The sequence below is a fragment of the Streptomyces sp. NPDC001231 genome (assembly GCF_042896885.1).
Lineage (GTDB): Bacteria > Actinomycetota > Actinomycetes > Streptomycetales > Streptomycetaceae > Streptomyces.
Genome location: NZ_JBIAXS010000002.1, coordinates 286,854 through 312,350, shown reverse-complemented (window position 1 = coordinate 312,350; position 25,497 = coordinate 286,854). Strand labels below are relative to the sequence as shown.

Here is a 25,497-nt window from a genome sequence, read left to right as displayed (position 1 = left end):
CGGCCGGGCACCGTTTCGGCCGGTTCCGAAAGGAGTCCGAAGACCTCTGCGGACGCCGGCCCCGAGGCAGGTGACACGGGGCGAAACGGAACCGTGCCCGCGCCTCACATCAGCGGCGTCAGGAAGCGCCGCAGGTCTTCCTCGTACCCCTCGGGGTCGGCGTTCCACATCGCGCCGTGCGGAGCGTTCGGCACCGTATGCAGCGCGACCAGGTTGGGACGGCGTTCGGCGAGGCGGCGGGAGAGCTGCCAGGGGGCCACCTGGTCGCCCGGGCCGTGGAAGATCAGCGTCGGTACCGTGAGCCCCTCCGGGTCCGTCGCCTCGGCCTGGCGGTCGCCGTACAGGCCGGTGCGCCCCTGCGCGGCGCGCACCGCGAGCGGCAGCAGCGGGCCCGGGGTGTGCCGCGCCCGGGCCAGGGCCCGCAGCGTCACCTCCCAGTTGAGCACCGGGGAGTCCAGCACCAGTCCGGAGATCCGCTCGCGCACCGCCGAGCGGGTGGCGGCGCGCAGCGCCATCGTGGCGCCGGTCGACCAGCCGTGCAGGACGATCCGCTCGGCGCCGTACCGCACGGCGTAGCGGATCGCCGCGTCCAGGTCCCGCCACTCGGTCTCGCCGAGGTGGTTCAGGCCGTCCGGCGGACGGGGCGCGCCGAGGTCGCCGCGGTAGGCGAGGGCCAGCACCGGGAAGTGCCGGCGGTGCAGGAACCCCATGATGTTCATGGGGAGTTCGCGGGTGGCGCCCAGGCCGTGCACCGCGATCACCCAGGTCTCGCGCACCCCGGGCACGAACCACGCGGGCAGGGGGCCGAGTTCGCCCGGTACGTCGACTTCGGCGTGCTCGATGCCGAGGGCGGAGCGCGGGTTGCCGACGTGCAGGTTCGGGGTGAGCCACACCTTGTCGCCGCGGTGCAGGGCACCGTGGGTGACGCGCTCCAGCCGGCGTACGACGGTGTCGGGCCGGTGCGGGGCGGTGGGCAGGACGGGGCCGACCACCGCGTGGGAGCCGTTGCCGGCCAGGCCGTAGGTGCCCGGGCGCAGGGAGGCCAGGTCCCGGGTGAGGCTGATCTGGCCGGCGGCCGTGCCGTGCACACTGAGCCGGGGTTCGGTGGGCAGGGGTCGGCCCGGGAGCGCCTTGAGCGCGGCGTCGCTGGCGAGCCGGCCCGCGGCGACGCTCGCCGCCGCGCCGGCCACCAGGGCTGCGGTGACGGCCGCGGCCGTCGCTTTGACTGTGGGCACGGCTCCAGTGTCCTGGCGCACCCGGTCACCGGCCAGTGGGACGAAGGGGCGGGGTGACATGTCCGCGCGAGTTCCATGGAGAGCGGCGTTCATGCCGGCGCCGCCCGCACACGGGCTCCGAGCACGAGCGGACTTCCTGGTGGGACGGCGAGTCGGCCACCACGGCCGGGCCGCCGCCGATCACCGTCCGCGCGCCCGCCTCCGGCGCCGCCCGCACATGGGGCTACCGTCCCTCGCCGTTCCCGGTTCCCTGCCCCGGCTCCCGCCTCTACCCCTGCCCCGGCCCCTGCCCTGACCCCGTCCCCGTCCCCGTCCCCGTCCCCGGCTGTCCGTACGCCCGCAGCCGCTCCCCCGCCTGGGCCAGTTGCTCCGGCGTCAGCAGAGCCGGTGTCAGGCCGGGGACGCTGGACGCCGCCAGCCACACACGGCACATCCACTCCAGCTGGGCCGTACGGTCGTAGGCCTGGTCGAGGGTGGTGCCGTAGGTGACGGTGCCGTGGTTGCGCAGCAGGCAGCCGGTGCGGCCGTCGAGGGCTCGCAGCATGTTCCCGGCCAGTTCCTCGGTGCCGTACGTGGCGTACGGGGCCACGCGGACGGGCCCGCCGAGCGCGCCGGCCATGTAGTGGATCAGCGGGAGCTCGGTGACGAGGGCCGAGACGGCCGTCGCGTGCACGGCGTGGGTGTGGACGACGGCGCCCGCGTCGGTGCTGCGGTAGACCGCGAGGTGCATGGGCAGTTCGCTGGTCGGCACCAGTGTGCCGAGCACCTGCCGGCCGTCCAGGCCGACGCCGGTGACGTCGTCGTCCGTGAGCCGGTCGTAGGGGACGCCGGAGGGGGTGACCAGCACGGTGTCGCCCACGCGTACGGACACGTTGCCGGAGGTGCCGACGACCAGACCGTCGGACACCGTGCGGCGGGCCGTCGCGACCAGCGCCCGCCAGGCGTGGGCCGTCTCTCCGAGTTCGGTCATGTGCCGATCCTGCCAGGACACCTCCCGCGGGCGACCGCACTCTCCCCACCGGACCACGGGACGGGAACGGACACCGCGATGACCGACTCAGTTCATCTTCCGTTCACCCAGGTTACCTACGTTCAACGCGCCAATGACGCTCGAACGATTGCCTGGGTAAATGGAAAGCTTCTCGCTGATCCTCGCGATGGTGGTGATCACCGCACTCGCGTTCGATTTCACGAACGGTTTCCACGACACCGCAAACGCGATGGCCACAACCATCTCCACCGGTGCGCTCAAGCCCAAGGTCGCGGTGGCCATGTCCGCCGTGCTGAACCTGGTGGGCGCCTTCCTGTCCGTGGAAGTCGCCAACACGATCTCCAAGGGTCTCGTCGACGAGAACGGCATCCGTCCCGAAGTCATCTTCGCCGCCCTGGTGGGCGCGATCCTCTGGAACCTGCTGACCTGGCTGGTCGGACTCCCCTCCAGCTCCTCGCACGCCCTCATGGGCGGTCTGATCGGCGCCACCATCGCCTCGGCCGGCTTCACCGCCGTGCACGGCGGTGTCCTGCTCACCAAGGTCCTCATCCCGGCGGTCGCCGCCCCGGTCGTCGCGGGTCTCGCCGCGCTGGTCTCGACCCGGCTGTCGTACGGCATCGGCAGTAAGTCGAATTCGAACGGCAAGGCGGCCGAGAAGGGCCACCGCGCCGGGCAGATCGCCTCCGCGGGCCTGGTCTCGCTGGCCCACGGCACCAACGACGCGCAGAAGACGATGGGCGTCATCACCCTCGCCCTGATCGCCGGCGGCGCCCTCGCCCCCGGCTCCAACCCTCCCACCTGGGTCATCCTCTCGGCGGGCCTGGCCATCGCGCTCGGCACCTACATCGGCGGCTGGCGCATCATCCGCACCATGGGCAAGGGCCTGACCGACCTTCAGCCGCAGCAGGGCTTCGCCGCCCAGACCAGCGCGGCCACCGCCATCCTGGCCTCCTCCCACCTCGGCTTCTCCCTCTCCACCACGCACGTCGTCTCCGGTTCGGTGATGGGCGCGGGCCTGGGCCGCAAGGGCGGCGTGGTCCGCTGGTCCACCGCGAGCCGCATGGCCGTCGCCTGGGCCCTCACACTGCCCGCCGCGGCCCTGGTCGCGGCCGGCGCGGAGGCGGTGACGCGCCTCGGCGACTGGGGCACCTGGCTCGTCGCCGCGTTCCTGGTGGCCTCCAGCGCCGCGATCTGGAAGATCTCCCGCCGCGAGGTCGTCGACCACACCAACGTCAACGAGACCGAGGAGCCGGCCGGCGTGGTCACCCAGGCCATCGCCGCCGTCACCCCGCCCCCGGCCTCCCCGGTGACCGAGGAGCTCAAGGCCACGATCCCCGCCCAGGCCTCCGCGCCCGCCGGTGATCCCGCGTCCGTGGCGACCCCGCCGGCCGCCGCCGTCTGAGCCCGCGCCACAGGTAGAAGGAAGAGAAGCACCATGAAGATCGACTGGGTGGCCCTCGGCTCCGTCTTCGGCGTCAGCCTCGGCGTCACGGTGGGCCTCGTGGCCCTGTTCACCCTCGGCATCGCCGGTCTCTCCCGCCGCGAGCGGGCCGTCGCCGAGGGCCACGGCGGCGGGGCCCTCGCGGTCACCGGCGCCTACGCCTGCTTCGCCGCGTGCGCCGCCGCCGTGGCCTACGGGATCTACCTGATCGTGGCCTGACCCGGCCGGGACCCGGGCAACCGGGTCCGGGTCCCGCCCCTCACGTCACCCGCTCTTCCCGGACCGTCCCCACGGCGGCCCGGGAAGGGCGGGTCTTCTGGTTCCCGGCGCCCGCGGTGTGTGCCTCATCTCAGTACCCCTGCGCAGGTCAACGGCAGGTTGACGGGTGTTCGCGGTGCGTGGTGGACTGCCGGAGCCAAGTACGGCGGCAGGAGAGGAAGTCCGGTGCGAATCCGGCGCGGTCCCGCCACTGTGACCGGGGAAGAACTTCCCCGGGAGCCAGGAACTCTCGCCGCCGGTCTCGTCGAACCAGGGCGTGGACACCCTGAGTGAGGACACATATCGCCATGCGCGGCTGCCGACCGAGGTTCACCACCGTCTGTCCGACCGACCGCACGACCGGCTGACCCGATGGGTGCCGATCGCGACTTCGCGTACGGCGCCGCCGCCGGCCTCCTCGGTGACCTGCTCCTCGGCGATCCACGCCGCGGGCACCCCGTCGCCGTGTTCGGACGGGCCGCGGGTGCCGTGGAACGCGCGCTGTGGCGGGACCACCGCGGCTGGGGCGCCCTGCACACCGCCGTGTGCGTGGGCGGTGTCCTGGGCTCGGCCGCGCTGGCCGCGTCCGTCGCGCGTTCCTCCCGTACCGCCTCCGTCGCGCTGACCGCCGCCGCCACCTGGGCCGTCGTCGGCGGGACCTCCCTCGCCCGTGAGGCGCGGGAGATCGGGCGCGCGCTGGACGCCGGGGACGTCGAGGGCGCCCGGGCGCGGCTGCCGCATCTGTGTGGGCGCGATCCGCGGGCGCTGGGCGCCGACGGGATCGCCCGGGCCGTCGTCGAGTCCGTCGCCGAGAACACCTCCGACGCGGTGGTGGGCGCGCTGGTGTGGGGCGCCGCCGCCGGTGTGCCGGGCCTCCTCGGCTTCCGTGCGGTCAACACCCTGGACGCCATGGTCGGGCACAAGTCCCCCCGGTACCGCCGCTACGGCTGGGCCTCGGCCCGGCTCGACGACCTCGCCGGATGGCCGGGGGCGCGGCTCACCGCCGCCCTGGCGGCCGTCGCGGGCGACGACCCGCGCGGTGCCGTACGGGCCTGGCGCGCCGACGCCGGCCGGCACCCGAGCCCCAACGCCGGTCCGGTGGAAGCCGCGTTCGCGGGGGCGCTCGGGGTACGGCTGGGCGGCACGCTCTCGTACGCCGGGCGCGTGGAGCACCGCCCGGTGCTCAACAACGCCGGACGTGCCGTCCATCCGGGTGACATCGAGCGCGCGGTACGGCTCTCCCGCCGCGTGGGCTGGCTCGCGCTCGGCGTGTGCGCGGGCGTACGGCTGCTGAAGAGAGGACGGACGTCATGAGTGGCGGTCTGCTCGTCGCCGGCACCACCTCCGACGCCGGGAAGAGCGTCGTCACCGCCGGGATCTGCCGGTGGCTGGTGCGCCAGGGTGTGAAGGTCGCTCCCTTCAAGGCGCAGAACATGTCCCTCAACTCGTTCGTCACCCGGGAGGGCGCCGAGATCGGGCGGGCGCAGGCCATGCAGGCCCAGGCGTGCCGGGTCGAGCCGACCGCGCTGATGAACCCGGTGCTGCTCAAGCCGGGCGGCGAGCAGAGCAGCCAGGTCGTGCTGCTGGGCAGGCCGGTGGGCGAGTTGAGCGCGCGCGGCTACCACGGCGGGCGGCAGCAGAAGCTCCTCGGCACCGTGCTGGACTGCCTCGCCGAGTTGCGCGGCACGTACGACGCGGTGATCTGCGAGGGTGCGGGCAGCCCGGCGGAGATCAACCTGCGCCGGACCGACATCGTCAACATGGGGATCGCGCGCGGCGCGCGGCTGCCCGTGCTCGTCGTCGGCGACATCGACCGCGGCGGCGTCTTCGCCTCCTTCTTCGGCACGCTCGCACTGCTGTCGCCGCAGGACCAGGAACTCGTCGCCGGGTTCCTCGTCAACAAGTTCCGCGGGGACGTCTCGCTGCTCGAACCCGGGCTCGACATGCTGCACGGGCTCACCGGCCGGCGTACGTACGGCGTGCTGCCGTTCCGGCACGGGCTCGGCATCGACGAGGAGGACGGACTGAGGGTGTCGCTGCGCGGCGCGGTGCGGGAGTCCACCGTGGCGCCGCCGGTCGGGGAGGACGTGCTGCGGGTCGCCGTCTGCGCCGTGCCGCTGATGTCCAACTTCACCGACGTGGACGCGCTCGCCGCCGAACCGGGCGTCGTCGTGCGGTTCGTGGACCGGCCCGAGGAACTGACCGACGCCGACCTCGTCGTCGTGCCCGGCACACGCGGCACGGTCAGGGCGCTGGAATGGCTGCGGGAGCGGGGGCTCGCGCGGGCCCTGGCGAGCAGGGCCGCCCAGGGGCGGCCGGTGCTGGGCATCTGCGGCGGCTTCCAGCTCCTCGGCGAGCACATCGAGGACGACGTGGAGAGCCGGTGCGGACACGTCGACGGGCTGGGCCTGCTGCCCGTACGGGTCAGGTTCGCCCGCGAGAAGACCCTCACCCGGCCACGGGGCGAAGCCCTCGGCGAGCGGGTCGAGGGATACGAGATCCATCACGGGGTCGCCGAAGTCACCGGCGGGGAGGCCTTCCTGGACGGCTGCCGGGTCGGGGCCGTCTGGGGCACGCACTGGCACGGCTCACTGGAGTCGGACGGCTTCCGGCGCGCGTTCCTGCGCGAGGTGGCCACTGCCGCCGGACGCCGTTTCGTGCCGGCGCCCGACACCTCGTTCGCCGCGCTGCGCGAGGAGCAGCTCGACCGGCTCGGCGACCTGATCGAACAGCACGCGGACACGGACGCGCTCTGGCGGCTCATCGAGTCGGGCGCGCCGCAAGGACTGCCTTTCATTCCACCGGGAGCGCCCGCATGAGCACAGTGTTGTTGTTGTCGACCGCCGACACCGATCTGCTCGCCGCCCGAGCCTCGGCCGCCTCCTACCGGATCGGCAACCCGACCCGCGTGGACGTCGACGACGAGCTTCCGGGGCTGCTGGACGGCGCGGACATCGCCGTCGTACGGCTGCTCGGCGGCAAGCGCGCCTGGGAGGACGGGCTCGCCGCGCTGAAGTCCTCCGGCGTTCCGACCGTGCTGCTGGGCGGAGAGGCCGTACCGGACGCCGAGTTGATGGCGGAGTCGTCGGTGCCGGCCGGAGTCGTGGCGGAGGCGCTGAAGTACCTCGTCGAGGGCGGCCCGGAGAACCTGGCGGAACTCGCCCGGTTCCTCTCCGACACGGTGCTGCTGACCGGCGAGGGCTTCGAGGAGCCGCGGCGGATGCCGGAGTACGGCGTCCACGGCGAACGTGCCCTGGTGGCCGGCCGCCCGACCGTCGGCGTGCTCTTCTACCGCGCCCACGAACTGAGCGGCAACAGCGCGTTCGTCGACACCCTGTGCGACGCGATCGAGGCGCACGGGGCCAACGCCCTTCCGGTCTACTGCGGTTCGCTGCGCGGCGCGGACGCCGGGCTGTACGAGATCCTCGGGCGCGCCGACGCCCTGGTCGCCACCGTCCTAGCGGCCGGCGGCACGCACGCCTCGCAGGCCTCGGCGGGCGGGGACGAGGAGGCCTGGGACATCGGGGCGCTCGCGGACCTGAACATCCCCGTGCTGCAAGGGCTCTGCCTGACCTCCTCGCGCGCAGCCTGGGACGAGTCCGACGCCGCGCTGTCCCCCATGGACGCGGCCATGCAGGTCGCCATTCCGGAGTTCGACGGGCGGCTGATCACCGTCCCGTTCTCCTTCAAGGAGCAGGGCCCGGACGACGTGCCGGTGTACGCGGCCGACCCGGAGCGGGCCGCCCGGGTCGCCGGGATCGCCGTACGGCACGCGCGGTTGAAGCACAAGGCCAACGCGGAGAAGCGGATCGCGCTCGTCTTCACGGCGTACCCGACCAAGCACTCACGGGTCGGCAACGCGGTGGGACTCGACACCCCTGCGTCGGCGGTACGGGTCCTCGACGCGCTGCGGGAGGCGGGGTACGCGGTCGAGGGCTACCCCGACAACGGCGACGAGCTCATCCACCGCCTCATCGAGGCCGGCGGTCACGACGTGGAGTGGCTGACGGAGGACCAGCTGGCCGCCGCCCCCGCACGTGTGCCGCTGGCCGACTACCGGGCGTGGTTCGACCGGCTGGACCCGGAGCTGCGGGACGCGATGACGGAGGCGTGGGGCGAACCGCCGGGCAGCCTGTACGTCGACGGCGACGACATCGTCCTCGCCTCCCTCCAGTTCGGGAACGTCGTGGTGATGATCCAGCCGCCGCGCGGCTTCGGGGAGAACCCGATCGCGATCTACCACGACCCCGACATGCCGCCGTCCCACCACTACATGGCGGCCTACCGATGGCTGGAGCACTCGTTCGGCGCCGACGCGATCGTGCACATGGGCAAGCACGGCACGATGGAGTGGCTGCCGGGCAAGGGCCTGGGACTGAGCGGGGGGTGCGCCCCGGACGCGGTCCTCGGCGATCTCCCGCTGATCTACCCCTTCATCGTCAACGACCCCGGCGAGGGCACCCAGGCCAAGCGGCGCGGGCACGCCACGGTCGTCGACCACCTCGTCCCGCCGATGGCGCGCGCGGACACGTACGGCGACCTGGCCAAACTGGAGCAGCTCCTCGACGAGTACGCGCTCGTCTCCGATCTGGACCCGGCGAAGGCCCCCGCCGTGCGGGCCCAGATCTGGACCCTGGTCAAGGCCGCCGAGCTGCACCACGACCTGCGGGTGGACGAGCAGCCGGACGACGACGCGTTCGACGAGTTCGTCATGCACATCGACGGCTATCTGTGTGAGATCAAGGACGTTCAGATCAGGGACGGCCTGCACATCCTCGGCGGCGGCCCGGTCGGTGAGCCGCGCGTGAACCTGGTGCTGGCCGTGCTGCGCGCCTCGCAGGTGTGGGGCGGGCAGGCGAACGCGCTCCCGGGGCTGCGGGCCTGTCTCGCGGAGCACTTCGGTCTGGTGGAGAAGGACTTGCTGGCCGAGCCGGGCGCTCCGGTGAAGGTGCCGGTGGAGCTGACGGACCTGGTCGAGGGTCCGGCGCGCACGGCGGCGGACGCCATCGACCTGCTGGAGCAGCTGTGCCGGCGGATCGCCGAGGGCATGGAGGAGCGCGGCTGGGCGGCCGACGCGGGTCCGGCGCTCGTCCGGGACGTACTGGGCAGCGAACTCCCGGACGCGACGGCCGTGCTGGAGTTCGCCTGCACCGAGGTCGTGCCGCGGCTCGCCCGTACGACGGACGAGATCGGGCACATCCTGCGGGCGCTGAACGGCGGTTACGTCCCCGCGGGCCCGTCCGGCTCGCCGACCCGGGGCCTGGTCAACGTGCTGCCGACCGGGCGCAACTTCTACTCGGTCGACCCCAAGGCGATCCCGTCGCGGCTGAGTTGGGAGGTCGGCCAGTCCCTCGCGGACTCGCTGGTGGCCCGCTATCTCCAGGACACGGGCGCGTACCCGAAGTCGGTCGGCCTGACGGTCTGGGGCACGTCCGCGATGCGCACCCAGGGCGACGACATCGCCGAGATCCTGGCGCTGCTGGGCTGCCGCCCGGTGTGGGACGACGCCTCCCGCCGGGTGACCGGCTTCGAGGTGGTCTCCCTGGCGGAGCTGAGCCGGCCGCGCATCGACGTGACGGTCCGCATCTCGGGCTTCTTCCGGGACGCGTTCCCGCACGTCGTCGGGCTGATCGACGACGCGGTACGGGCGGTGGCGGAGCTGGACGAGCCCGCCGAGCGGAACTTCGTGAAGGCCCACGCCGACGAGGACACCGCCGAGCACGGCGACCGGCGCCGCGCCACGGCCCGTATCTTCGGCTCCAAGCCGGGCGCGTACGGCGCGGGTCTGCTGCCGCTGATCGACGCGCGCAACTGGCGCTCGGACGCGGACCTCGCCGAGGTGTACGCGGTGTGGGGCGGCTACGCCTACGGACGCGGCCTCGACGGGCGGGCGGCACGCGGGGACATGGAGACGGCCTTCCGGCGGATCGCGGTGGCGGCGAAGAACGTCGACACCAGAGAGCACGACCTGGTCGACGCGGACGACTACTTCCAGTACCACGGCGGCATGGTCGCCATGGTGCGGCATCTGACGGGGGCGAGCCCCGAGGCGTACGTCGGGGACTCCGCCGTACCGGACCAGGTGAAGACCCGCACGCTGGGCGAGGAGACGCACCGGGTCTTCCGCGCTCGGGTGGTCAACCCCCGCTGGATGAGCGCGATGAGAAGGCACGGCTACAAGGGCGCCTTCGAGATGGCGGCGACCGTGGACTACCTGTTCGGCTACGACGCCACGGCGGGCGTGGTGGACGACTGGATGTACGAGAAGCTCAGCGCCGAGTACGTCTTCGACGCCGAGAACAGGGACTTCATGAAGAAGTCCAACCCGTGGGCGCTGCGGGGCATCACCGAGCGGCTGCTGGAGGCGGCCGACCGCGGACTGTGGGCGGAGCCTGAGGCGGACACGCTGGAACGGCTGCGGGCCACCTACCTGGAGCTGGAGGGCGACTTGGAGGGCGAGGACAAGTGACCACCCCGTTTCCGTTCACGGCTGTCGTCGGACAGGACGACCTGCGGTTGGCTCTGCTGCTGAATGCGGTGTCGCCGCAGGTGGGCGGCGTTCTCGTGCGCGGCGAGAAGGGCACCGCCAAGAGCACCGCCGTGCGTGCTCTTTCGGCGCTGCTGCCCCAGGTGGACGTCGTCCCCGGGTGCCGTTTCTCCTGTGCCCCCGGCTCGCCCGACCCCGCCTGCCCGGACGGGCCGCACGAGCCGGGATCCGGTACGGCGCGGCCCGCCCGGATGGTCGAACTCCCCGTCGGCGCCTCGGAGGACCGGCTCGTGGGTGCGCTCGACATCGAGCGGGCGCTGGCCGAGGGCGTGAAGGCGTTCGAGCCCGGCCTGCTCGCCGACGCGCACCGCGGGATCCTCTACGTCGACGAGGTCAACCTTCTGCACGACCACCTCGTGGACCTCCTGCTGGACGCCGCCGCCATGGGCGCCTCCTACGTGGAGCGCGAGGGCGTCTCCGTACGGCATGCGGCGCGCTTCCTGCTCGTCGGGACCATGAACCCGGAGGAGGGCGAGCTGCGGCCGCAGCTCCTCGACCGGTTCGGGCTCACCGTCGAGGTCGCGGCCTCGCGGGAGCCCGACCAGCGGGTGGAGGTCGTGCGCAGGCGGCTCGCCCACGACGACGATCCCGCCGCCTTCGCCGCCCGGTGGGCCGACGAGGAGGCCGCCGTACGGGCGCGGATCGTGGCCGCACGGGAGCTGCTGCCGCAGGTCCGGCTGGGCGACGGCGCGCTGCGGCAGATCGCGGCGACCTGTGCCGCCTTCGAGGTGGACGGGATGCGGGCCGACATCGTCATGGCCCGGACCGCCACCGCGCTGGCCGCCTGGGCCGGGCGGACCGATGTGCTCGCCGAGGACGTACGGCAGGCCGCGCTGCTTGCCCTCCCCCACCGGCGGCGGCGCAACCCCTTCGACGCGCCGGGACTCGACGAGGACAAGCTCGACGAGACCCTTCAGGAGTTCGCGGGCCCGGAGGAGGACGACCCCGACCCCGATCCGGACGGCGGCCCCGGCGGTGGCGGCGGGCAGCCGGCGCCCGACGACGGCGGCCCGCAGGACGGCGGCTCGGCCGCGCAGCCCGAGGCCGGCGACAGCGGCGAGCCGAGGCCCTCCGGTGCCGGCGCCGGTGAGCAGTCCGCCGTGCGCGCCTCCGAGCCGTTCCGTACCAAGGTGCTGAGTGTGCCCGGCCTCGGCGAGGGCGCCGCCGGGCGGCGTTCGCGGGCGCGGACCGAGCACGGGCGCACGATCGGGGCGCGGCGGCCCCGAGGTGCCCTGACCAAGCTGCACTTGGCGGCCACCGTGCAGGCCGCCGCCCCGCACCAGCGGGCGCGTGGGCGGTCCGGGCCGGGACTGGTGGTCCGCCGGGACGATCTGCGGCAGGCGGCCCGCGAGGGGCGTGAGGGGAACCTCGTGCTGTTCGTCGTCGACGCCTCCGGCTCGATGGCCGCGCGGCAGCGGATGAGCGCCGTGAAGGGGGCCGTGCTGTCCCTGCTGCTCGACGCCTACCAGCGGCGGGACAAGGTGGGGCTGGTGACCTTCCGCGGCAAGGACGCGCAGATCGCGCTGCCGCCGACCTCGTCCGTCGACGCCGCCGCGGCCCGCCTGGAGTCGCTGCCGACCGGTGGGCGGACTCCGCTCGCCGCCGGGCTGCTCAAGGCACATGAAGTGCTGCGGGTCGAGCGGCTGCGTGATCCCGCGCGGCGGGCGCTGGTCGTGGTGGTGACCGACGGGCGGGCCACCGGTGGTCCGGAGCCGGTGGCCCTGGCCGGGCGTGCGGCGCGGCTGTTCGCGGCCGAGGGGGTCGCGTCGGTGGTCGTGGACTGCGAGTCGGGGCCGGTGCGGCTGGGGCTCGCCGGGCAGCTCGCGGGTGAACTGGGCGGTACGGCGGTGACGTTGGACGAGCTGCGGGCGGACAGCATCGCCGGTCTTGTCAGGGACGTGCAGGGGACTTCGAGGAGGGCCGCGTAATGCCTCAGGGGCAGCCGAGCGTCGTACCGGAGGATGGGCTGACGACCCGTCAGCGACGCAACCGTCCGCTGGTCGTCGTGCACACCGGGGTCGGCAAGGGCAAGTCCACCGCCGCCTTCGGGCTGGCGCTGCGCGCCTGGAACCAGGGCTGGCCGATCGGGGTGTTCCAGTTCGTCAAGTCGGCGAAGTGGCGGGTCGGCGAGGAGCGCGCGCTGCGGGTGCTCGGCGACTCGGGCGAGGGCGGGTCCGTCGCGTGGCACAAGATGGGCGAGGGCTGGTCCTGGGTGCAGCGGGACGCTCAGATGGACAACGAGCAGAAGGCGCGTGAGGGCTGGGAGCAGGTCAAGCGGGACCTGGCCGCCGAGACGTACCGGCTGTACGTGCTCGACGAGTTCGCGTATCCGATGCACTGGGGCTGGATCGGCACCGACGAGGTCGTGGAGGTGCTGCGGAACCGGCCCGGGACCCAGCATGTGGTGATCACCGGGCGGAACGCGCCCGAGGAACTGGTGGACTTCGCCGACCTCGTCACCGACATGTCCAAGGTCAAGCATCCGATGGACGCCGGGCAGAAGGGGCAGAGGGGCATCGAGTGGTGACGTCCCTGTCCGTGCCCCGGCTGGTCGTCGCCGCGCCCTCGTCGGGCAGCGGCAAGACCACCGTCGCCACGGGGCTGATGGCCGCGCTGACCCGGCGGGGCCTTTCGGTGTCCCCGCACAAGGTCGGCCCGGACTACATCGATCCCGGGTATCACACGCTCGCCACCGGGCGTGCGGGGCGGAACCTGGACGCGTACCTGTGCGGGCCGGAGCTGATCGGGCCGCTGTTCCTGCACGGGGCGCGCGGGTGTGACGTCGCCGTCGTCGAGGGGGTGATGGGACTGTACGACGGGGCCGCCGGAGAGGGTGAACTGGCGTCCACCGCGCAGGTGGCGAAGCTGTTGCGGGCTCCGGTGGTGCTGGTCGTCGACGCGTCGTCGCAGTCCCGGTCGGTGGCGGCGCTGGTGCACGGGTTCCTGACGTGGGATCCGGAGGTACGGATCGGGGGCGTGATCCTCAACAAGGTGGCCTCCGACCGGCACGAGGCGCTGCTGCGCGAGGCGCTGGACTCGGTCGGGGTGCCCGTGCTGGGAGTTCTCCGGCGGGTCGAGCAGGTCGACACGCCCTCTCGTCATCTCGGCCTGGTGCCGGTCGCCGAGCGGCGGGCGGCGGCCGTGGACGCGGTGGCGGCGATGGCGGCGCAGGTTTCCGACGGGTGCGATCTGGAGGCGTTGGTCGCGCTGGCACACAGCGCGGGGGCGTTGTCGTGTGCGGCCTGGGACGCGGCCGAGGTCCTGCTCTCCTCCGGCGGGGGGTCCTCCCCGGAGAGGCCGAGAGTCGCCGTCGCCGGTGGATCCGCCTTCACCTTCTCCTACGCGGAGCACGCCGAGTTGCTGAGTGCCGCCGGGGCCGAGGTCGTGCCGTTCGACCCGCTGCGGGACGAGCGACTGCCCGAGGGGACCCGCGGGCTGGTCGTCGGGGGCGGGTTTCCCGAGGTGTACGCGGCTGAGCTGTCCGCCAACGAGTCGTTGCGCGGGGCCGTCGCCGAGTTCGCGCTCGGCGGTGCTCCCGTCGCCGCCGAGTGTGCCGGGCTGCTGTATCTGTGCCGGGAGCTGGACGGGCAGCCCATGTGCGGGGTGCTGGACGCCTCGGCGCGGATGACCGGGCGGCTCACGCTCGGCTACCGGGACGCCGTGGCCGTGAGCGACAGCGTGCTCGCCGGGGCCGGGGAGCGGATGCGGGGGCACGAGTTCCACCGGACCGTCGTCGAGCCCGGCTCGGGGACGGGGGCGGCGGCCCCCGCCTGGGGTGTGCGCGTCCCCGAGCGGCGGGTCGAAGGCTTCGTACAGCAGAACGTGCACGCGAGTTATCTGCACACGCACTGGGCCGCCGCGCCCGGTGTCGCCCGTCGGTTCGTCGAGAGGTGCCGGACGTCATGAGCAGCAGGCTGATCGGAGTCGGGGTGGGGCCCGGCGATCCGGAGCTGGTGACCGTCAAGGGCGTCAACGCCCTGCGTGCCGCGGACGTCGTCGTGGTGCCCGTCATGGGCGCGTCCGACGGAACGGACGGCGGGGAGAGGGGGCGTGCCGAGGCGACCGTGCTGCACTACGTGCCCGCGGAGAAGGTCGTCCGGGTGGTGTTCGCGCTGAACGAGCGGTCGGACCGGGCTCGGCGGGAGGCCGCGTGGGACGCGGCCGGGGAGCGGGTCGCCGGGCTGCTCCAGGCCCGCGGCACGGTCGCCTTCGCCACCATCGGCGATCCCAACGTCTATTCGACCTTCACGTATCTCGCGCAGACCGTCGCCGCCCTGGTGCCGGGAACCGTGGTGGAGACCGTGCCCGGGATCACCGCGATGCAGGATCTGGCGGCGCGTTCGGGAGCCGTGCTGACCGAGGGCACCGAGCCGCTGACCCTGGTGCCGGTCACCGCGGGGGCCGCCGTGCTCAAGGAGGCGCTGAGCGGCCCCGGGACCGTCGTGGCGTACAAGTTCGGGCGGCAGGCGCGGGAGGTGGCCGAGGCGCTGCGGGACAGCGGGCGGATCGACGACGCGGTGTGGGGGTCGGCGCTGGGGCTGCCGGAGGAGTCGATCCGGCCGGCGTCGGGGCTGGACGGCGCTCCGCTGCCGTACCTGTCGACGCTCATCGCGCCCGCGCGGCGCGAGGGCGGGCGGGGCGGCAAGCTGTGATCCGTGCCCGCGCGCGGGGGGACCGGTCATGCCGCCAGGCCGACCACCACCCAGATGAAGGCCACGCCCGCGACCGTGCACAGCAGGGTCGAGCGGGCCGGGTGCTCGTGGTGGGCCTCGGGGAGGATCTCGGCCGCGGCGAGGTAGAGCAGGGCCCCGCCGAAGAGGCCGAGATAGCCGCCGAGGAACCACTCCGGGATGGTGACGAGCGTGGTCGCGGCGGCGCCCACCATGGGGGCCAGGGCGTCCGCGACGAGCATGGCGACGGCCTTGCGGCGCGCGTTGCCGTACAGGCTGGTGATGGTGAACGTGTTGAAGCCGTCGGCGAAGTCGTGGGCGATGACGGCGACCGCGACCGCGGCTCCCATGCCGTCGTTCACCTGGAAGGCGGCCCCTATGGCCACGCCGTCCATGGCACTGTGACCGACCATGGCCGCCGCCGCCGTCAGGCCCACCTCGGGGGCGCGGTGGTTGTGCCGCTCGTCGCCGCCGTGCGCGGCCTGCCGCGCGGCCAGCAGGCGTTCCACCAAGTGGGCCACCAGGAACCCGGCCACGAACAGCAGCAGGGCCGCCGGTACGCCGAACACCTCCTGGCCGGCCGCGTGCAGCGCCTCGGGCAGCAGGTCCAGGCCGACCACGCCCAGCATCAGGCCGCCCGCCAGTCCCAGGACCAGGTGGCGGCGGTCGGTCACCCGCTGTGCCGTCCAGCCGCCGGCCAGCGTCATCAGGAACGCGCCGAGCGCGACGAAGACCGCCATGTGCCCTTGCTATCCGATCAGGCCCCGATCGCGCACATCCGGCCACTACTACATCACCGCACACCAGGACATTTCGCGTGAGAGGACTCGAATTCATGGCCGATGCCCCGACCGGCAAGGTGACCTTCGTCGGTGCCGGCCCCGGCGCCGCCGACCTGCTGACGTTCCGCGCGGCCCGCGCGATCGCCGAGGCCGACGTCGTGATCTGGGCGGCCAGCCTGGTGCAGGCCGAGGTGCTCCAGCACGCGCGGGAGGACGCGGAGATCCTGGACTCGGCGGCCATGTCCCTGGAGGACGTCGTCGCCGTGTACGAGCGGGCGCACGCGGAGGGGCTGAAAGTGGCCCGTATCCACTCCGGCGACCCGGCGCTGTGGGGCGGCACGCAGGAGCAGCTCGACCGGTGCGCGGACATCGGAATCGGGACGGAGGTCGTGCCCGGTGTCTCGTCCTTCTCGGCCGTGGCCGCGCTGGCCCGGCGCGAGCTGACGATTCCGGAGGTCGCGCAGTCGGTCGTGCTGACCCGGCTCGGTGGCGGGAAGACGCCGATGCCGCCCGGCGAGGAGGTGCGCGAGTTCGCCCGGCACGGCACCACCATGGCGGTGTTCCTGTCGGCGGCCCGCAGCGGCCAGCTGGTGCGCGAGCTGCTGGAGGGCGGCTACCCGACGTCCACGCCGGTCGTGGTGGCGTACCAGGCGACCTGGCCGGAGGAGCTGATCGTCAGGTGCACGGTCGGCACGCTGGAGGAGACGGTCAAGGAGCACAAGCTCTGGAAGCACACGCTGTTCCTGGTCGGACCGGCCCTCGACGCGCACGGCACCCGCTCGCACCTGTACCACCCCGGTCACTTCCACGGCCATCGCAAGGCCGACCCCGAGGCCCGCAGGGCCCTGCGCGCGCGGGGTGCGAGCACGTGATCACGGTCGTCGGCACGGGCACCGGGGCGGCGAACGGCACTCGGGTGCCGCCCGGCGCCGGGCTCGTCGTGGGCGCGCGGCGGCATCTGGACGCCGTACGGCTGCCGGAGGGCGCCGAGCGGGTCGTCCTGGGCCCGCTGGCGCCCGCGCTCGACACCATCGGGGAGTACGTCGGCAAGGAGCGGCCCGTGCTCGTGCTGGCCTCCGGGGACCCCGGTTTCTTCGGGATCGTACGGACGCTCGCCGAGCGGTTCGGGCCCGAGCTGCTGGACGTCCGTCCCGGGGTCTCCTCCGTCGCCGCCGCCTTCGCGCGGATCGGGCTGCCCTGGGACGACGCGGTGGTGGTCAGCGCGCACGGGCGGGATCTGCGTACGGCCGTGAACGTGTGCCGGGCGCGGGCGAAGGTCGCCGTGCTGACCGGGCCGGGGGCCGGGCCCGCCGAGCTGGGCGCCGCGCTGGCCGGCACCTGCGGCGACGACCGGGTGCTGGTCGTCGCCTCCGCGCTGGGCGACCCGGCGGGCGAGCGCGTGGAGCGGCTCACCCCGGCCGAGGCCGCCGCCCGCGACTGGGGCACGGCGGTGAACGTGGTGCTGTGCCTGGCCGGGACGAGGACACCGGGGCCGTTGCGCACGGTCGCGGGGCCACCGGCCGGCCCGTCCCGATGGGCCCTGGAGGAGAGCGAGTTCGCCCACCGCGACTCGATGATCACCAAGTTCGAGGTGCGCGCCCTGGCGTTGGCCCGGCTCGGGCCGCGCCTCGGCGACCTGGTCTGGGACGTGGGGGCGGGCTCCGGGTCGGTCGCCGTCGAGTGCGCCCGGCTGGGCGCCGCCGTCACCGCCGTCGAGAAGACGGCCGACGGCGTGGAGCGGATCCGCGCCAACGCGGCGGCGCACGGCGTGGACGTGTCGGTGGTGCACGGGGCCGCACCGGAGGCGCTGGCCCGGCTCGCCGATCCCGACGCGGTGTTCGTCGGCGGCGGGGGGCGCGCGCTGCCCGCCGTCGTGACCGCGTGCGCGCGGCGGGCCCGGCGGACCGTCGTGGTCGCCGTTGCGGCGCTCGACCGGGTGCCGGCCGTGCGCGAGGCCCTGGTGGGCGCCGGGTTCGCCTGCGACGGCGTGCTGCTCCAGTCCTCGCGGCTGGCGCCGCTGCCGGGCGACGTGACCCGGCTCGCGGCCACCAACCCTGTTTTCCTGCTGTGGGGCACGCGGTCCCCGGTGCTTCATGAAGGAGTCGCTGATTGAACCCTCCCCCAGCTGAAGCAGGGGGATTCCTGGCTCAAGCAGCTCATTCGCTCAGCAAGCGAACGAGGCTGACGCTCTCAGCACCAGCCGGGACGGAACCTGCCCGGTTGCCCATCAAGACAAAGGAGTTGCGCGTGCTTGGCTCTCGCGACGCACGGCGCTCAGCCTACCCAACCATCTGGGCGGTCTTTCGCCTTTTGGGCGAAACCCCGTTGCCTGCCCGGCTCCGCAGGAGTCCGACTCATCCCCCGGCTGAAGCCGGGGGCGTCCTCGGAGGTTTCCAGTGATCGGCCTCATTTCCGCCACGGCGGCGGGCGCGACCGCGCGGGACCGGCTGGCCGCGGCCTGGCCGGACCGCACCCGGGTGTACGAAGGGCCCGTCGGGGACGCCGTGCGGGCCGCCTTCGCCGAGTGCGGGCAGCTGGTGTGCTTCCTGGCGACGGGTGCGGTCGTCCGGCTGATCGCGCCGCTGCTGGGCGAGAAGACCTCCGATCCGGGTGTGGTGTGCGTCGACGAGGGCGGCCGGTTCGCGGTGTCCCTGGTGGGCGGGCACGCGGGCGGGGCGAACGAACTGGCCCGCGCGGTGGGCGAGGTGCTGGGCGCGGAGCCGGTCGTGACGACCGCGACGGACGCCGTGGGACTGGCCGGCCTGGACACGCTCGGGCTTCCGGTGGAGGGCGACGTCGCCGGGGTCTCGCGGGCGCTGCTCGACGGGGAGCCGGTCGTGCTGGACGCGGAGGTGCGCTGGCCGCTGCCGCCGCTGCCGGTCGCCGCCGAGGGCGCGTACACGATCCGGGTCACCGACCGTGCCGCCGTCCCCGCCGAGCGGGAGGTGGTGCTGCGGCCGCCGACCCTGGTGGTGGGCGTCGGCGCGTCCCGGGGCGCACCCGCCGATGAGGTGGTGGGCCTGGTCGAGGCCGCGCTCGCGGAGGCCGGGCTGTCCGCGGCGTCGCTCGCCGAACTGGCCACGGTCGACGCCAAGGCGGAGGAGCCCGGGGTCGTCGAGGCGGCCCGGCGGCTCGGGGTGTCCCTGGTGACGTACTCCGCCGGGGAGTTGGCGGCGGTCGACGTGCCCAACCCGTCGCGGGCTCCGCTCGCCGCCGTCGGCACCCCGTCGGTCGCGGAGGCCGCCGCGCTCGTGCGCGGGGGTGAACTCCTCGTGCCCAAGCGGAAGTCGGAGCGCTCCGACGGGACGCCCGCGATGGCCACCTGCGCGGTCGTACGGCGGCCGGGCCGCGGGCGGCTCGCGGTCGTCGGGCTGGGGCCGGGCGCGCGGGACCTGCTCACGCCGCGCGCGCAGGCGGAGTTGCGGCGCGCTTCCGTGCTCGTGGGGCTCGACCAGTACGTCGCCCAGATCCGCGACCTGCTGCGGCCCGGGACGCGGATCCTCCAGTCAGGGCTGGGCGCGGAGGAGGAACGGGCACGCACGGCGGTCGCCGAGGCCCGGCGCGGGCACGCCGTCGCGCTGATCGGCAGCGGGGACGCCGGGGTGTACGCCATGGCCTCCCCCGCGCTCGCCGAGGCGTCCGACGACATCGACGTGGCCGGCGTCCCGGGGGTCACGGCGGCGCTCGCGGCCGGGGCGGTCCTCGGCGCGCCGCTCGGGCACGACCATGTGTCGATCAGCCTCTCCGACCTGCACACGCCGTGGGAGGTCATCGAGCGGCGGGTGCGGGCGGCGGCCGAGGCGGATCTCGTCGTGACGTTCTACAACCCCCGCTCCCGGGGCCGGGACTGGCAGTTGCCGAAGGCGCTGGCGGTCCTGGCCGGGCACCGGGAGCCGACGACGCCGGTCGGTGTCGTACGCAACGCCTCACGGCCCGGCGAGTCCAGCCGGGTCACCACGCTGGCCGCTCTCGCCCCGGAGACGGTCGACATGATGACGGTCGTGACCGTGGGCAACACCGCGACCCGCGAGATCGCGGGGCGCATGGTCACGCCGCGCGGCTACCGCTGGCAGGCACCCCGGGAGGAGTCCGAGTGAACCGCGTCGTCCACCCGATCGAACAGGAGTCGTTCCGGCGGCTGCGCGCCCGCCTGGACACCTCGCGCCTCGCGCCGCTGACGCGGGCGGTGGTGGAGCGGGTCGTCCACTCCTCCGCCGACCTGGAGTACGCCTCCGACCTCGTCATGGACGAGGGCGAGCTGGTGACGGCGCACGCCGCGCTGCACGCGGGGGCTCCGGTGGTCGCGGACGTGGAGATGGTGGCCGCCGGGATCACCCGGCGCGACAGCGTCTGCCGGCTGAGGGACGCCAGGTCCGGTCCCGGGATGACCCGCTCGGCGCACGCGATCCGGCTGGCGTACGAGGACGTCGGCCCCGGCGCCCTGTGGGTGATCGGCTGCGCGCCGACCGCCCTGGAGGAGCTGCTGAAGCTGGACGCCTCCCCCGCGCTCGTCATCGGTCTGCCCGTCGGTTTCGTCGGGGCGGCCGAGTCCAAGGCCGCGCTGCGTGAGAGCGGGCTGCCCGCCGTGAGCAACGTGTCCGAGAAGGGCGGTTCGGCGGTCGCCGCGGCCGCACTCAACGCCCTGCTGTACCACCCCACTTCGCTTGAGGAGACCCTGTGACCACCCCGCCGCCGCCCGCCCTGCTCATCGCCGGTCACGGCACCCGGGACGACGCCGGAGCCGAGGCGTTCCGCGACTTCGTAAGGGAGTTGGGGCGCCGTCGCCCCGAACTGCCCGTCGCGGGAGGCTTCATCGAGCTGTCCCCGCCGCCGCTGGGCGAAGCCGTCGCCGAACTGGTGGAGCGGGGCGTGCGGCGGTTCGCCGCCGTACCGCTGATGCTGGTGTCCGCCGGGCACGCCAAGGGCGACATCCCGGCGGCGCTGGCCCGCGAGAAGGAACGGCATCCGTGGATCTCGTACACCTACGGCCGGCCGCTGGGCCCGCACCCCGCGCTGCTGCGGGTGCTGGAGCGGCGACTGGAGGAGGCGCTGGAGGGTACGGCCGGGGAGCGGTCGGACGTGACGGTGCTGCTGGTGGGGCGCGGCTCGACCGACCCGGACGCCAACGCCGAGGTGCACAAGGCGGCGCGGCTGCTGTGGGAGGGGCGCGGGTACGCGGGCGTGGAGACGGCGTTCGTGTCGCTGGCGGCGCCGGACGTACCGAGCGGGCTCGACCGGTGCGCGAAGCTGGGCGCCCGGCGGATCGTGGTGCTGCCGTACTTCCTGTTCACGGGCATCCTGCCGGACCGGGTACGGCGGCAGACGGCGGACTGGGCGGCGACGCACCCGGAGACCGACGTGCGCTCGGCGGACGTGATCGGGCCGGAGCCGGAGCTGCTGGACCTCGTGCTGGAGCGGTACGAGGAGGCGGTGAAGGGCGATCTGCGGATGAACTGCGACTCGTGCGTGTACCGGATCGCGCTGCCGGGCTTCGAGGACAAGGTGGGGCTGCCGCAGCAGCCGCACTACCACCCGGACGACGACGGGCACGGGCACCACCACCATGGAGGGCACGCTCACTCCCATGCGCACTGAGGACGAGGCCGGGCACGATCTGCGGCATCACGGGGACGCCGAGGTGCGCGACGGCGGGGCGGCACTGGTCGATCTGGCCGTGAACGTACGGGCGGACACGCCGCCGGCGTGGCTGCGGGAGCGGATCGCAGCCTCCTTGATCGGTCTCGCCGCCTACCCGGACGGGCGGGCCGCGCGGGCGGCGGTGGCGGCGCGGCACGGACTGCCGGTGGAGCGGGTGCTGCTGACGGCGGGCGCCGCGGAGGCGTTCGTGCTGCTGGCGCGGGCGTTGAAGGTGCGGCGGCCGGTCGTCGTGCACCCGCAGTTCACCGAGCCGGAGGCGGCGCTGCGGGACGCGGGACACACGGTGGACCGGGTGCTGCTGCGGGCACAGGACGGCTTCCGGCTCGATCCGGCGGCCGTCCCCGAGGACGCGGACCTGGTGGTGGTCGGCAACCCGACGAACCCGACGTCGGTGCTGCACCCGGCCTCCGTGATCGCCGAACTGGCCCGTCCGGGGCGGGTGTTGGTCGTCGACGAGGCCTTCATGGACGCGGTGCCGGGCGAGCGGGAGGCGCTGGCGGGGCGGACGGACGTGCCCGGCCTGGTGGTGCTGCGCAGCCTGACCAAGACGTGGGGCCTTGCGGGGCTGCGGATCGGCTATGTGCTGTCGTCGCCCGAGGTGATCGCCGAGTTGGAGCGGGCCCAGCCGCTGTGGCCCGTGTCGACTCCGGCGCTCGCGGCGGCGGTCGCGTGCGTGGAGCCGCGGGCGCTGGCGGAGGCGGAGGACGCGGCTCGCCGCATCGCCGCGGACCGGGCCCACCTGGTGGCGGGCCTGGCCTCCTTCGCGGGGCACGGGGTGCGGGTGGTGCGACCGGCCGAGGGCCCCTTCGTGCTGGTGCGCATGGTGGGGGCGGCGGACGTGCGGCGGCGGTTGCGCGCCCTGGGGTACGCGGTGCGGCGCGGGGACACGTTCCCCGGGCTGGGCGGGGACTGGCTGCGGCTGGCGGTACGGGACCGGGGGACGGTGGACGGCTTCGTGCGTGCCCTGGGCTCGGCGCTGTCGCCGCCCACCGTCCCCTGACTCACCGAGCCGGGAAGTCCTGCCGGTTCAGGACTTCCCGGCCGGGCCACATGGTCCGGGCCGTCAGCCCCGGCGCCGCCGTGCCACGGCCAGCGCGCCTCCACCCGCCGCCAGCAGGACGGCGGAGCCCGCCGCCAGGTAGGGGGTGAGGGAGCTGCCGCCCGTCTCCGCCAGGTCGACGGTCTTCTTCTCGGGCGCGGCCTGCGGCTTCACATCGGCGCTCTGGGGCTTCACGTCGCCGCCCTGGGGCTTCTCGTCGGTGCCCTGCGGCTTCTCGTCGGTGCCTTGGGACTTGTCGTCGCCGCCCTGGTCGGCGGGCGGGGCCGCCTCCTTCTCCGGCGCCGTCGGGGACTCGCACGTCGCCTTGGCGAGGGTGACCGTGCCCTCCACCTCGGCCACGTTCAGCTTGAGCGGGTTGACGGAGACCTTGAGTTCCAGGGCCGTCGCCGCGGCCGTGCGGGAGGTCGTCTCACGCTTCGACAGGTCCAGGCGGACCTCGCCGACGCCGGGAACACGGATGTCGGTCGTGCCGCCGGCGGTGAGCGTCACCCTCTTGCCGAGCACCCTCACGGAGCCCAGGACGTTGCTGCTCGCGACCGGGGACTCGCCGGCCTCGCAGATCGCCTTGGACGTGACCTGGTCGACCTCGATCAGGGACAGCAGGGGCAGGCCGGGGACGTGGATGCGGGCGTGGGCCAGCTGGACCACGCCCTCCGCCTTGTCCGCGGAGACGGTCGCGTCGGTCTTCGCCACGTCCGCGCGGATCACGCTGAACGGCTTTCCGTGGTCGACACCGTCGAGGCGGGCGGTCAGCGCCGTCTGCTGCGCGCTCCGCGGTGCCTCGACCTCGTTGAGGGAGACGGCGAGCGGGACGTTCACCGTCTTGTTGAGCAGGGACACGTCCAGCCCGGTGCGCAGGACGGAGGCGCTCGCGTGCCCCTCCTGCCCACCGGTCGCGTGCGCGGAGCCCGCGCCGGCCAGCGTCACCGGGCCGGCGGCCAGGACGGTGGCCGCGGCGGCGGTGGCGCAACGGCGGGCGGACATGCGGAAGTTGTTGCCGTTCAAGGTGTGGGACCCCCAGAAAGGAATGCTTGGGACCCGGTAAGAATTACGTACTGAGAGTGAACGGTCAGCGATCTAACGTGACTTCACCCGTTCGGGAAGTTTCCGCGCACGCATTCGATTCCTCTGGCCTCACCTGGTGCAGGTGTTCGTTCCGGCCGCGCCCGTGACTGGCCGGCTGGCCGTATCCGACCCGGATGGCCGGTTTCTCCTCACCTTCGGCTCGCCGCCTGCGCCGCGAGTTCGCCTGGCCCTCCGTACCGACCGTGTGTCCGCGCTCGCGCGCCCACGCCCCCTTGCGCCGAGGTCCCTGGCCCGGTTGAAACGTCTTGCGCCCCACCCCGGTCAGGGACGGAGCCCGTTCGGATCCGCTCCCGCCTCGTACACCGAGACCGGATACATCCCCCGTCGACCCGGTCTCAGCAGCTCAGGCCTCGCCGCCTCCGTCGTTCAAACGCCTCCTCTGGCTTCAGGAGGGGGTCACGTCAAGGTGATACGTCGTGTCGACCCAGAAGCCGTCACCGGTACTCGTCTTGATCTCCAGGACGTACTGGCCCTGCGCCGGCGGAGCCAGGCCCGACCAGAGTCCCCAGGCGACTCGCCGCACCAATCCCGTGCGGAAATTTTTGCGCCACGAAAAGCCCTTTCCGAATCAGAGCGACTGCGCCCTCTCCCCGGTCCGCCCCGGTCCGTTAGATGCCACGGCGGATCTCGGCCGGACGGTGACTGTAGTGCGGGTGGCCACGTTCCATGGCGATGAGAGTGAGGCGCGGATTGTCGGCGATGGGGGCGAGGTCGCCGTCGCTGATTCGTGTGCTTCCAGTGATCAGCACCTCACGCAGGGCCGGATGCTCGGCGAGTGGGGCGAGCGTCTCGATGTCGCCGCTGTTTTCAAGTTCCAGCCTCTCCAAGCAAGGCAAAGCTGCCACAAACGCCACTGAGTCCGTCTTGGTCGACAACAATGCGACGTTTCTCAGTTGATGGGCATCAGCAAGCAAGCGGGAGTCCCTCAGACGGCCGCTATAGAGGCGCAGTTCTTGCAGTCGGGGAAACATGTCCGCGCCCTCCGCACTCGTAACGGCGGACCTCGCGACCTCAAGGCGCAGGCGCTGAAGCGCCGGCTTGGCAGCCAGAACCGAGAAGGAGGTTCCCTTCCAGCGGGTCACAGTCAGTTCTTCGACAGAAACGAGCCGAGGAAGACTACGCACAGCAGCTTTCCATGGGATTTCCGCCTCACACAGTCGCACGAGCTGCGAGAGGTCCAACTGCTGGGTGTAGAACTCGGAAATCCATAGCCGCTCCAGGCTCGCACAGTACATGACAGGTGTAAGGTCCGAAACGCCGCGCAATACCCGCAGGCTCCGTACGCCCTGAACGTCCGACAGAAAAGAAATGTCCATGCCTGTCCTCTGCATGGGAGCACCCACAACCAGTCCGTTGCAGGCGCCACTGGAGAAGTACCGACTGTATTCGGGCCGCCACTCTTCGTCTGTCACCAACATCTCGACCCAACCGGACCGCTGCCTGATGATCTTCATTTTATATATGCCTATCCGTGAACCGGAGAACCGTAAAAAGAAGGGGGTGGCCACATAGCAGCCACCCCCTTTTCCATCAACAGTGCGCGCATCTCCTGGATGGCCGGATCTTGTTCGTCAAGGTCGGTCCGCCATAACACTTGCAGCGATTGCACAGGCCCTGCTCGAGCTTTCGCAGGCTACCTTTACTTCTCTCGTGGTAGCGAATTTACTTCACATTGCTCAGCCTTCCCTTCGCTGCATGTTGATGCATACGACGGTGCATGTTCTTTGACTTTCCTACACAGTAGGAGCCATTTTTGTACTTGATGACGT

20 protein-coding genes and 1 riboswitch are annotated in these 25,497 nt (G+C 73.1%); of the genes, 15 read left to right on the top strand and 5 right to left on the bottom strand.

Going from position 1 to position 25,497, the window contains the following annotated elements; translation table 11 throughout:
* Positions 1 to 104 precede the first annotated feature (104 nt).
* On the bottom strand, positions 105 to 1,235 hold the full coding sequence (locus tag ACFY3J_RS04165) for an alpha/beta hydrolase (RefSeq protein ID WP_390840174.1): 1,131 nt from the start codon (positions 1,233 to 1,235) through the stop codon (positions 105 to 107).
* Positions 1,236 to 1,503: 268 nt separating this feature from the next.
* Positions 1,504 to 2,205: a class II aldolase/adducin family protein gene (locus ACFY3J_RS04160; protein WP_390840173.1), complete on the bottom strand. Its 702-nt coding sequence runs from the start codon at positions 2,203 to 2,205 to the stop codon at positions 1,504 to 1,506.
* A gap of 160 nt (positions 2,206 to 2,365) precedes the next feature.
* Here ACFY3J_RS04160 and ACFY3J_RS04155 point away from each other — a divergent pair, with 160 nt between their 5' ends.
* The 9 genes from ACFY3J_RS04155 to cobI all read left to right on the top strand — a co-directional run bounded on the left by ACFY3J_RS04155 (position 2,366) and on the right by cobI (position 15,124).
* Positions 2,366 to 3,628, top strand: coding sequence for an inorganic phosphate transporter (locus tag ACFY3J_RS04155; RefSeq protein ID WP_384182764.1), 1,263 nt, complete (start codon positions 2,366 to 2,368; stop codon positions 3,626 to 3,628).
* Between the two features lie 33 nt (positions 3,629 to 3,661).
* On the top strand, positions 3,662 to 3,886 hold the full coding sequence (locus tag ACFY3J_RS04150; protein ID WP_384182767.1) for a hypothetical protein: 225 nt from the start codon (positions 3,662 to 3,664) through the stop codon (positions 3,884 to 3,886).
* Between the two features lie 174 nt (positions 3,887 to 4,060).
* A riboswitch (cobalamin riboswitch) is annotated at positions 4,061 to 4,198 on the top strand.
* Between the two features lie 99 nt (positions 4,199 to 4,297).
* Entirely contained in the window at positions 4,298 to 5,239 is a 942-nt protein-coding gene (locus ACFY3J_RS04145; protein ID WP_384182770.1) for a cobalamin biosynthesis protein, read from the top strand.
* Positions 5,236 to 6,744 (top strand): cobyric acid synthase, encoded by a 1,509-nt coding sequence (locus ACFY3J_RS04140; protein WP_390840171.1) that lies wholly within the window; start codon positions 5,236 to 5,238, stop codon positions 6,742 to 6,744. The genes ACFY3J_RS04145 and ACFY3J_RS04140 overlap by 4 nt, the downstream gene beginning before the upstream one ends.
* The gene (cobN, locus tag ACFY3J_RS04135) at positions 6,741 to 10,394 is read left to right on the top strand and encodes a cobaltochelatase subunit CobN (protein ID WP_390840170.1); all 3,654 of its coding nucleotides are present in this window, start codon (positions 6,741 to 6,743) and stop codon (positions 10,392 to 10,394) included. The genes ACFY3J_RS04140 and cobN overlap by 4 nt, the downstream gene beginning before the upstream one ends.
* A complete protein-coding gene (locus ACFY3J_RS04130) occupies positions 10,391 to 12,400 on the top strand; it encodes a putative cobaltochelatase (RefSeq protein ID WP_384182779.1) in 2,010 nt (669 codons plus the stop codon). Before cobN ends, ACFY3J_RS04130 begins: the two co-directional genes overlap by 4 nt.
* A complete protein-coding gene (gene cobO / locus ACFY3J_RS04125) occupies positions 12,400 to 12,999 on the top strand; it encodes a cob(I)yrinic acid a,c-diamide adenosyltransferase (RefSeq protein ID WP_365430231.1) in 600 nt (199 codons plus the stop codon). The genes ACFY3J_RS04130 and cobO overlap by 1 nt, the downstream gene beginning before the upstream one ends.
* Positions 12,993 to 14,378 (top strand): cobyrinate a,c-diamide synthase, encoded by a 1,386-nt coding sequence (locus ACFY3J_RS04120; RefSeq protein ID WP_384182783.1) that lies wholly within the window; start codon positions 12,993 to 12,995, stop codon positions 14,376 to 14,378. The genes cobO and ACFY3J_RS04120 overlap by 7 nt, the downstream gene beginning before the upstream one ends.
* Positions 14,375 to 15,124 (top strand): precorrin-2 C(20)-methyltransferase, encoded by a 750-nt coding sequence (gene cobI, locus ACFY3J_RS04115; protein WP_384182785.1) that lies wholly within the window; start codon positions 14,375 to 14,377, stop codon positions 15,122 to 15,124. Before ACFY3J_RS04120 ends, cobI begins: the two co-directional genes overlap by 4 nt.
* Before the next feature lie 26 nt (positions 15,125 to 15,150).
* On the opposite strand, the gene ACFY3J_RS04110 is transcribed toward cobI, so the two are convergent.
* Entirely contained in the window at positions 15,151 to 15,882 is a 732-nt protein-coding gene (locus ACFY3J_RS04110; protein ID WP_384182788.1) for a ZIP family metal transporter, read from the bottom strand.
* A 95-nt stretch (positions 15,883 to 15,977) separates the two neighbouring features.
* Here ACFY3J_RS04110 and cobM point away from each other — a divergent pair, with 95 nt between their 5' ends.
* The 6 genes from cobM (at position 15,978) to cobC (ending at position 22,582) form a co-directional block, all read left to right on the top strand.
* On the top strand, positions 15,978 to 16,796 hold the full coding sequence (gene cobM, locus ACFY3J_RS04105; protein WP_384182791.1) for a precorrin-4 C(11)-methyltransferase: 819 nt from the start codon (positions 15,978 to 15,980) through the stop codon (positions 16,794 to 16,796).
* Positions 16,793 to 18,037 (top strand): precorrin-6y C5,15-methyltransferase (decarboxylating) subunit CbiE, encoded by a 1,245-nt coding sequence (cbiE, locus tag ACFY3J_RS04100; RefSeq protein WP_384182794.1) that lies wholly within the window; start codon positions 16,793 to 16,795, stop codon positions 18,035 to 18,037. Before cobM ends, cbiE begins: the two co-directional genes overlap by 4 nt.
* Before the next feature lie 283 nt (positions 18,038 to 18,320).
* On the top strand, positions 18,321 to 20,021 hold the full coding sequence (cobJ, locus tag ACFY3J_RS04095) for a precorrin-3B C(17)-methyltransferase (RefSeq protein ID WP_390840169.1): 1,701 nt from the start codon (positions 18,321 to 18,323) through the stop codon (positions 20,019 to 20,021).
* Positions 20,018 to 20,605, top strand: a complete 588-nt coding sequence (locus tag ACFY3J_RS04090) for a precorrin-8X methylmutase (protein WP_390840167.1) — start codon at positions 20,018 to 20,020, stop codon at positions 20,603 to 20,605. The genes cobJ and ACFY3J_RS04090 overlap by 4 nt, the downstream gene beginning before the upstream one ends.
* The gene (locus ACFY3J_RS04085; protein WP_390840165.1) at positions 20,602 to 21,519 is read left to right on the top strand and encodes a sirohydrochlorin chelatase; all 918 of its coding nucleotides are present in this window, start codon (positions 20,602 to 20,604) and stop codon (positions 21,517 to 21,519) included. Before ACFY3J_RS04090 ends, ACFY3J_RS04085 begins: the two co-directional genes overlap by 4 nt.
* Positions 21,509 to 22,582: an Rv2231c family pyridoxal phosphate-dependent protein CobC gene (gene cobC, locus ACFY3J_RS04080; protein ID WP_384182806.1), complete on the top strand. Its 1,074-nt coding sequence runs from the start codon at positions 21,509 to 21,511 to the stop codon at positions 22,580 to 22,582. Before ACFY3J_RS04085 ends, cobC begins: the two co-directional genes overlap by 11 nt.
* 63 nt (positions 22,583 to 22,645) lie before the next feature.
* Here the strand turns inward: cobC and ACFY3J_RS04075 are convergent, their stop codons facing one another.
* Positions 22,646 to 23,647 (bottom strand): SCO1860 family LAETG-anchored protein, encoded by a 1,002-nt coding sequence (locus ACFY3J_RS04075; RefSeq protein ID WP_384182808.1) that lies wholly within the window; start codon positions 23,645 to 23,647, stop codon positions 22,646 to 22,648.
* A gap of 689 nt (positions 23,648 to 24,336) precedes the next feature.
* Positions 24,337 to 25,182, bottom strand: a complete 846-nt coding sequence (locus ACFY3J_RS04070) for a hypothetical protein (RefSeq protein WP_390840163.1) — start codon at positions 25,180 to 25,182, stop codon at positions 24,337 to 24,339.
* Positions 25,183 to 25,497 lie beyond the last annotated feature (315 nt).

Coding starts and splice junctions, on each gene's coding strand:
- cobC (WP_384182806.1), top strand. CDS start 21,509: ATGCGCACTGAGGACGAGGCCGGGCACGATCTGCGGCATCACGGGGAC.
- ACFY3J_RS04070 (WP_390840163.1), bottom strand. CDS start 25,182: ATGAAGATCATCAGGCAGCGGTCCGGTTGGGTCGAGATGTTGGTGACA.
- ACFY3J_RS04160 (WP_390840173.1), bottom strand. CDS start 2,205: ATGACCGAACTCGGAGAGACGGCCCACGCCTGGCGGGCGCTGGTCGCG.
- cobI (WP_384182785.1), top strand. CDS start 14,375: ATGAGCAGCAGGCTGATCGGAGTCGGGGTGGGGCCCGGCGATCCGGAG.
- ACFY3J_RS04155 (WP_384182764.1), top strand. CDS start 2,366: ATGGAAAGCTTCTCGCTGATCCTCGCGATGGTGGTGATCACCGCACTC.
- ACFY3J_RS04150 (WP_384182767.1), top strand. CDS start 3,662: ATGAAGATCGACTGGGTGGCCCTCGGCTCCGTCTTCGGCGTCAGCCTC.
- ACFY3J_RS04140 (WP_390840171.1), top strand. CDS start 5,236: ATGAGTGGCGGTCTGCTCGTCGCCGGCACCACCTCCGACGCCGGGAAG.
- cobM (WP_384182791.1), top strand. CDS start 15,978: ATGGCCGATGCCCCGACCGGCAAGGTGACCTTCGTCGGTGCCGGCCCC.
- ACFY3J_RS04145 (WP_384182770.1), top strand. CDS start 4,298: ATGGGTGCCGATCGCGACTTCGCGTACGGCGCCGCCGCCGGCCTCCTC.
- ACFY3J_RS04110 (WP_384182788.1), bottom strand. CDS start 15,882: ATGGCGGTCTTCGTCGCGCTCGGCGCGTTCCTGATGACGCTGGCCGGC.
- cobO (WP_365430231.1), top strand. CDS start 12,400: ATGCCTCAGGGGCAGCCGAGCGTCGTACCGGAGGATGGGCTGACGACC.
- cobN (WP_390840170.1), top strand. CDS start 6,741: ATGAGCACAGTGTTGTTGTTGTCGACCGCCGACACCGATCTGCTCGCC.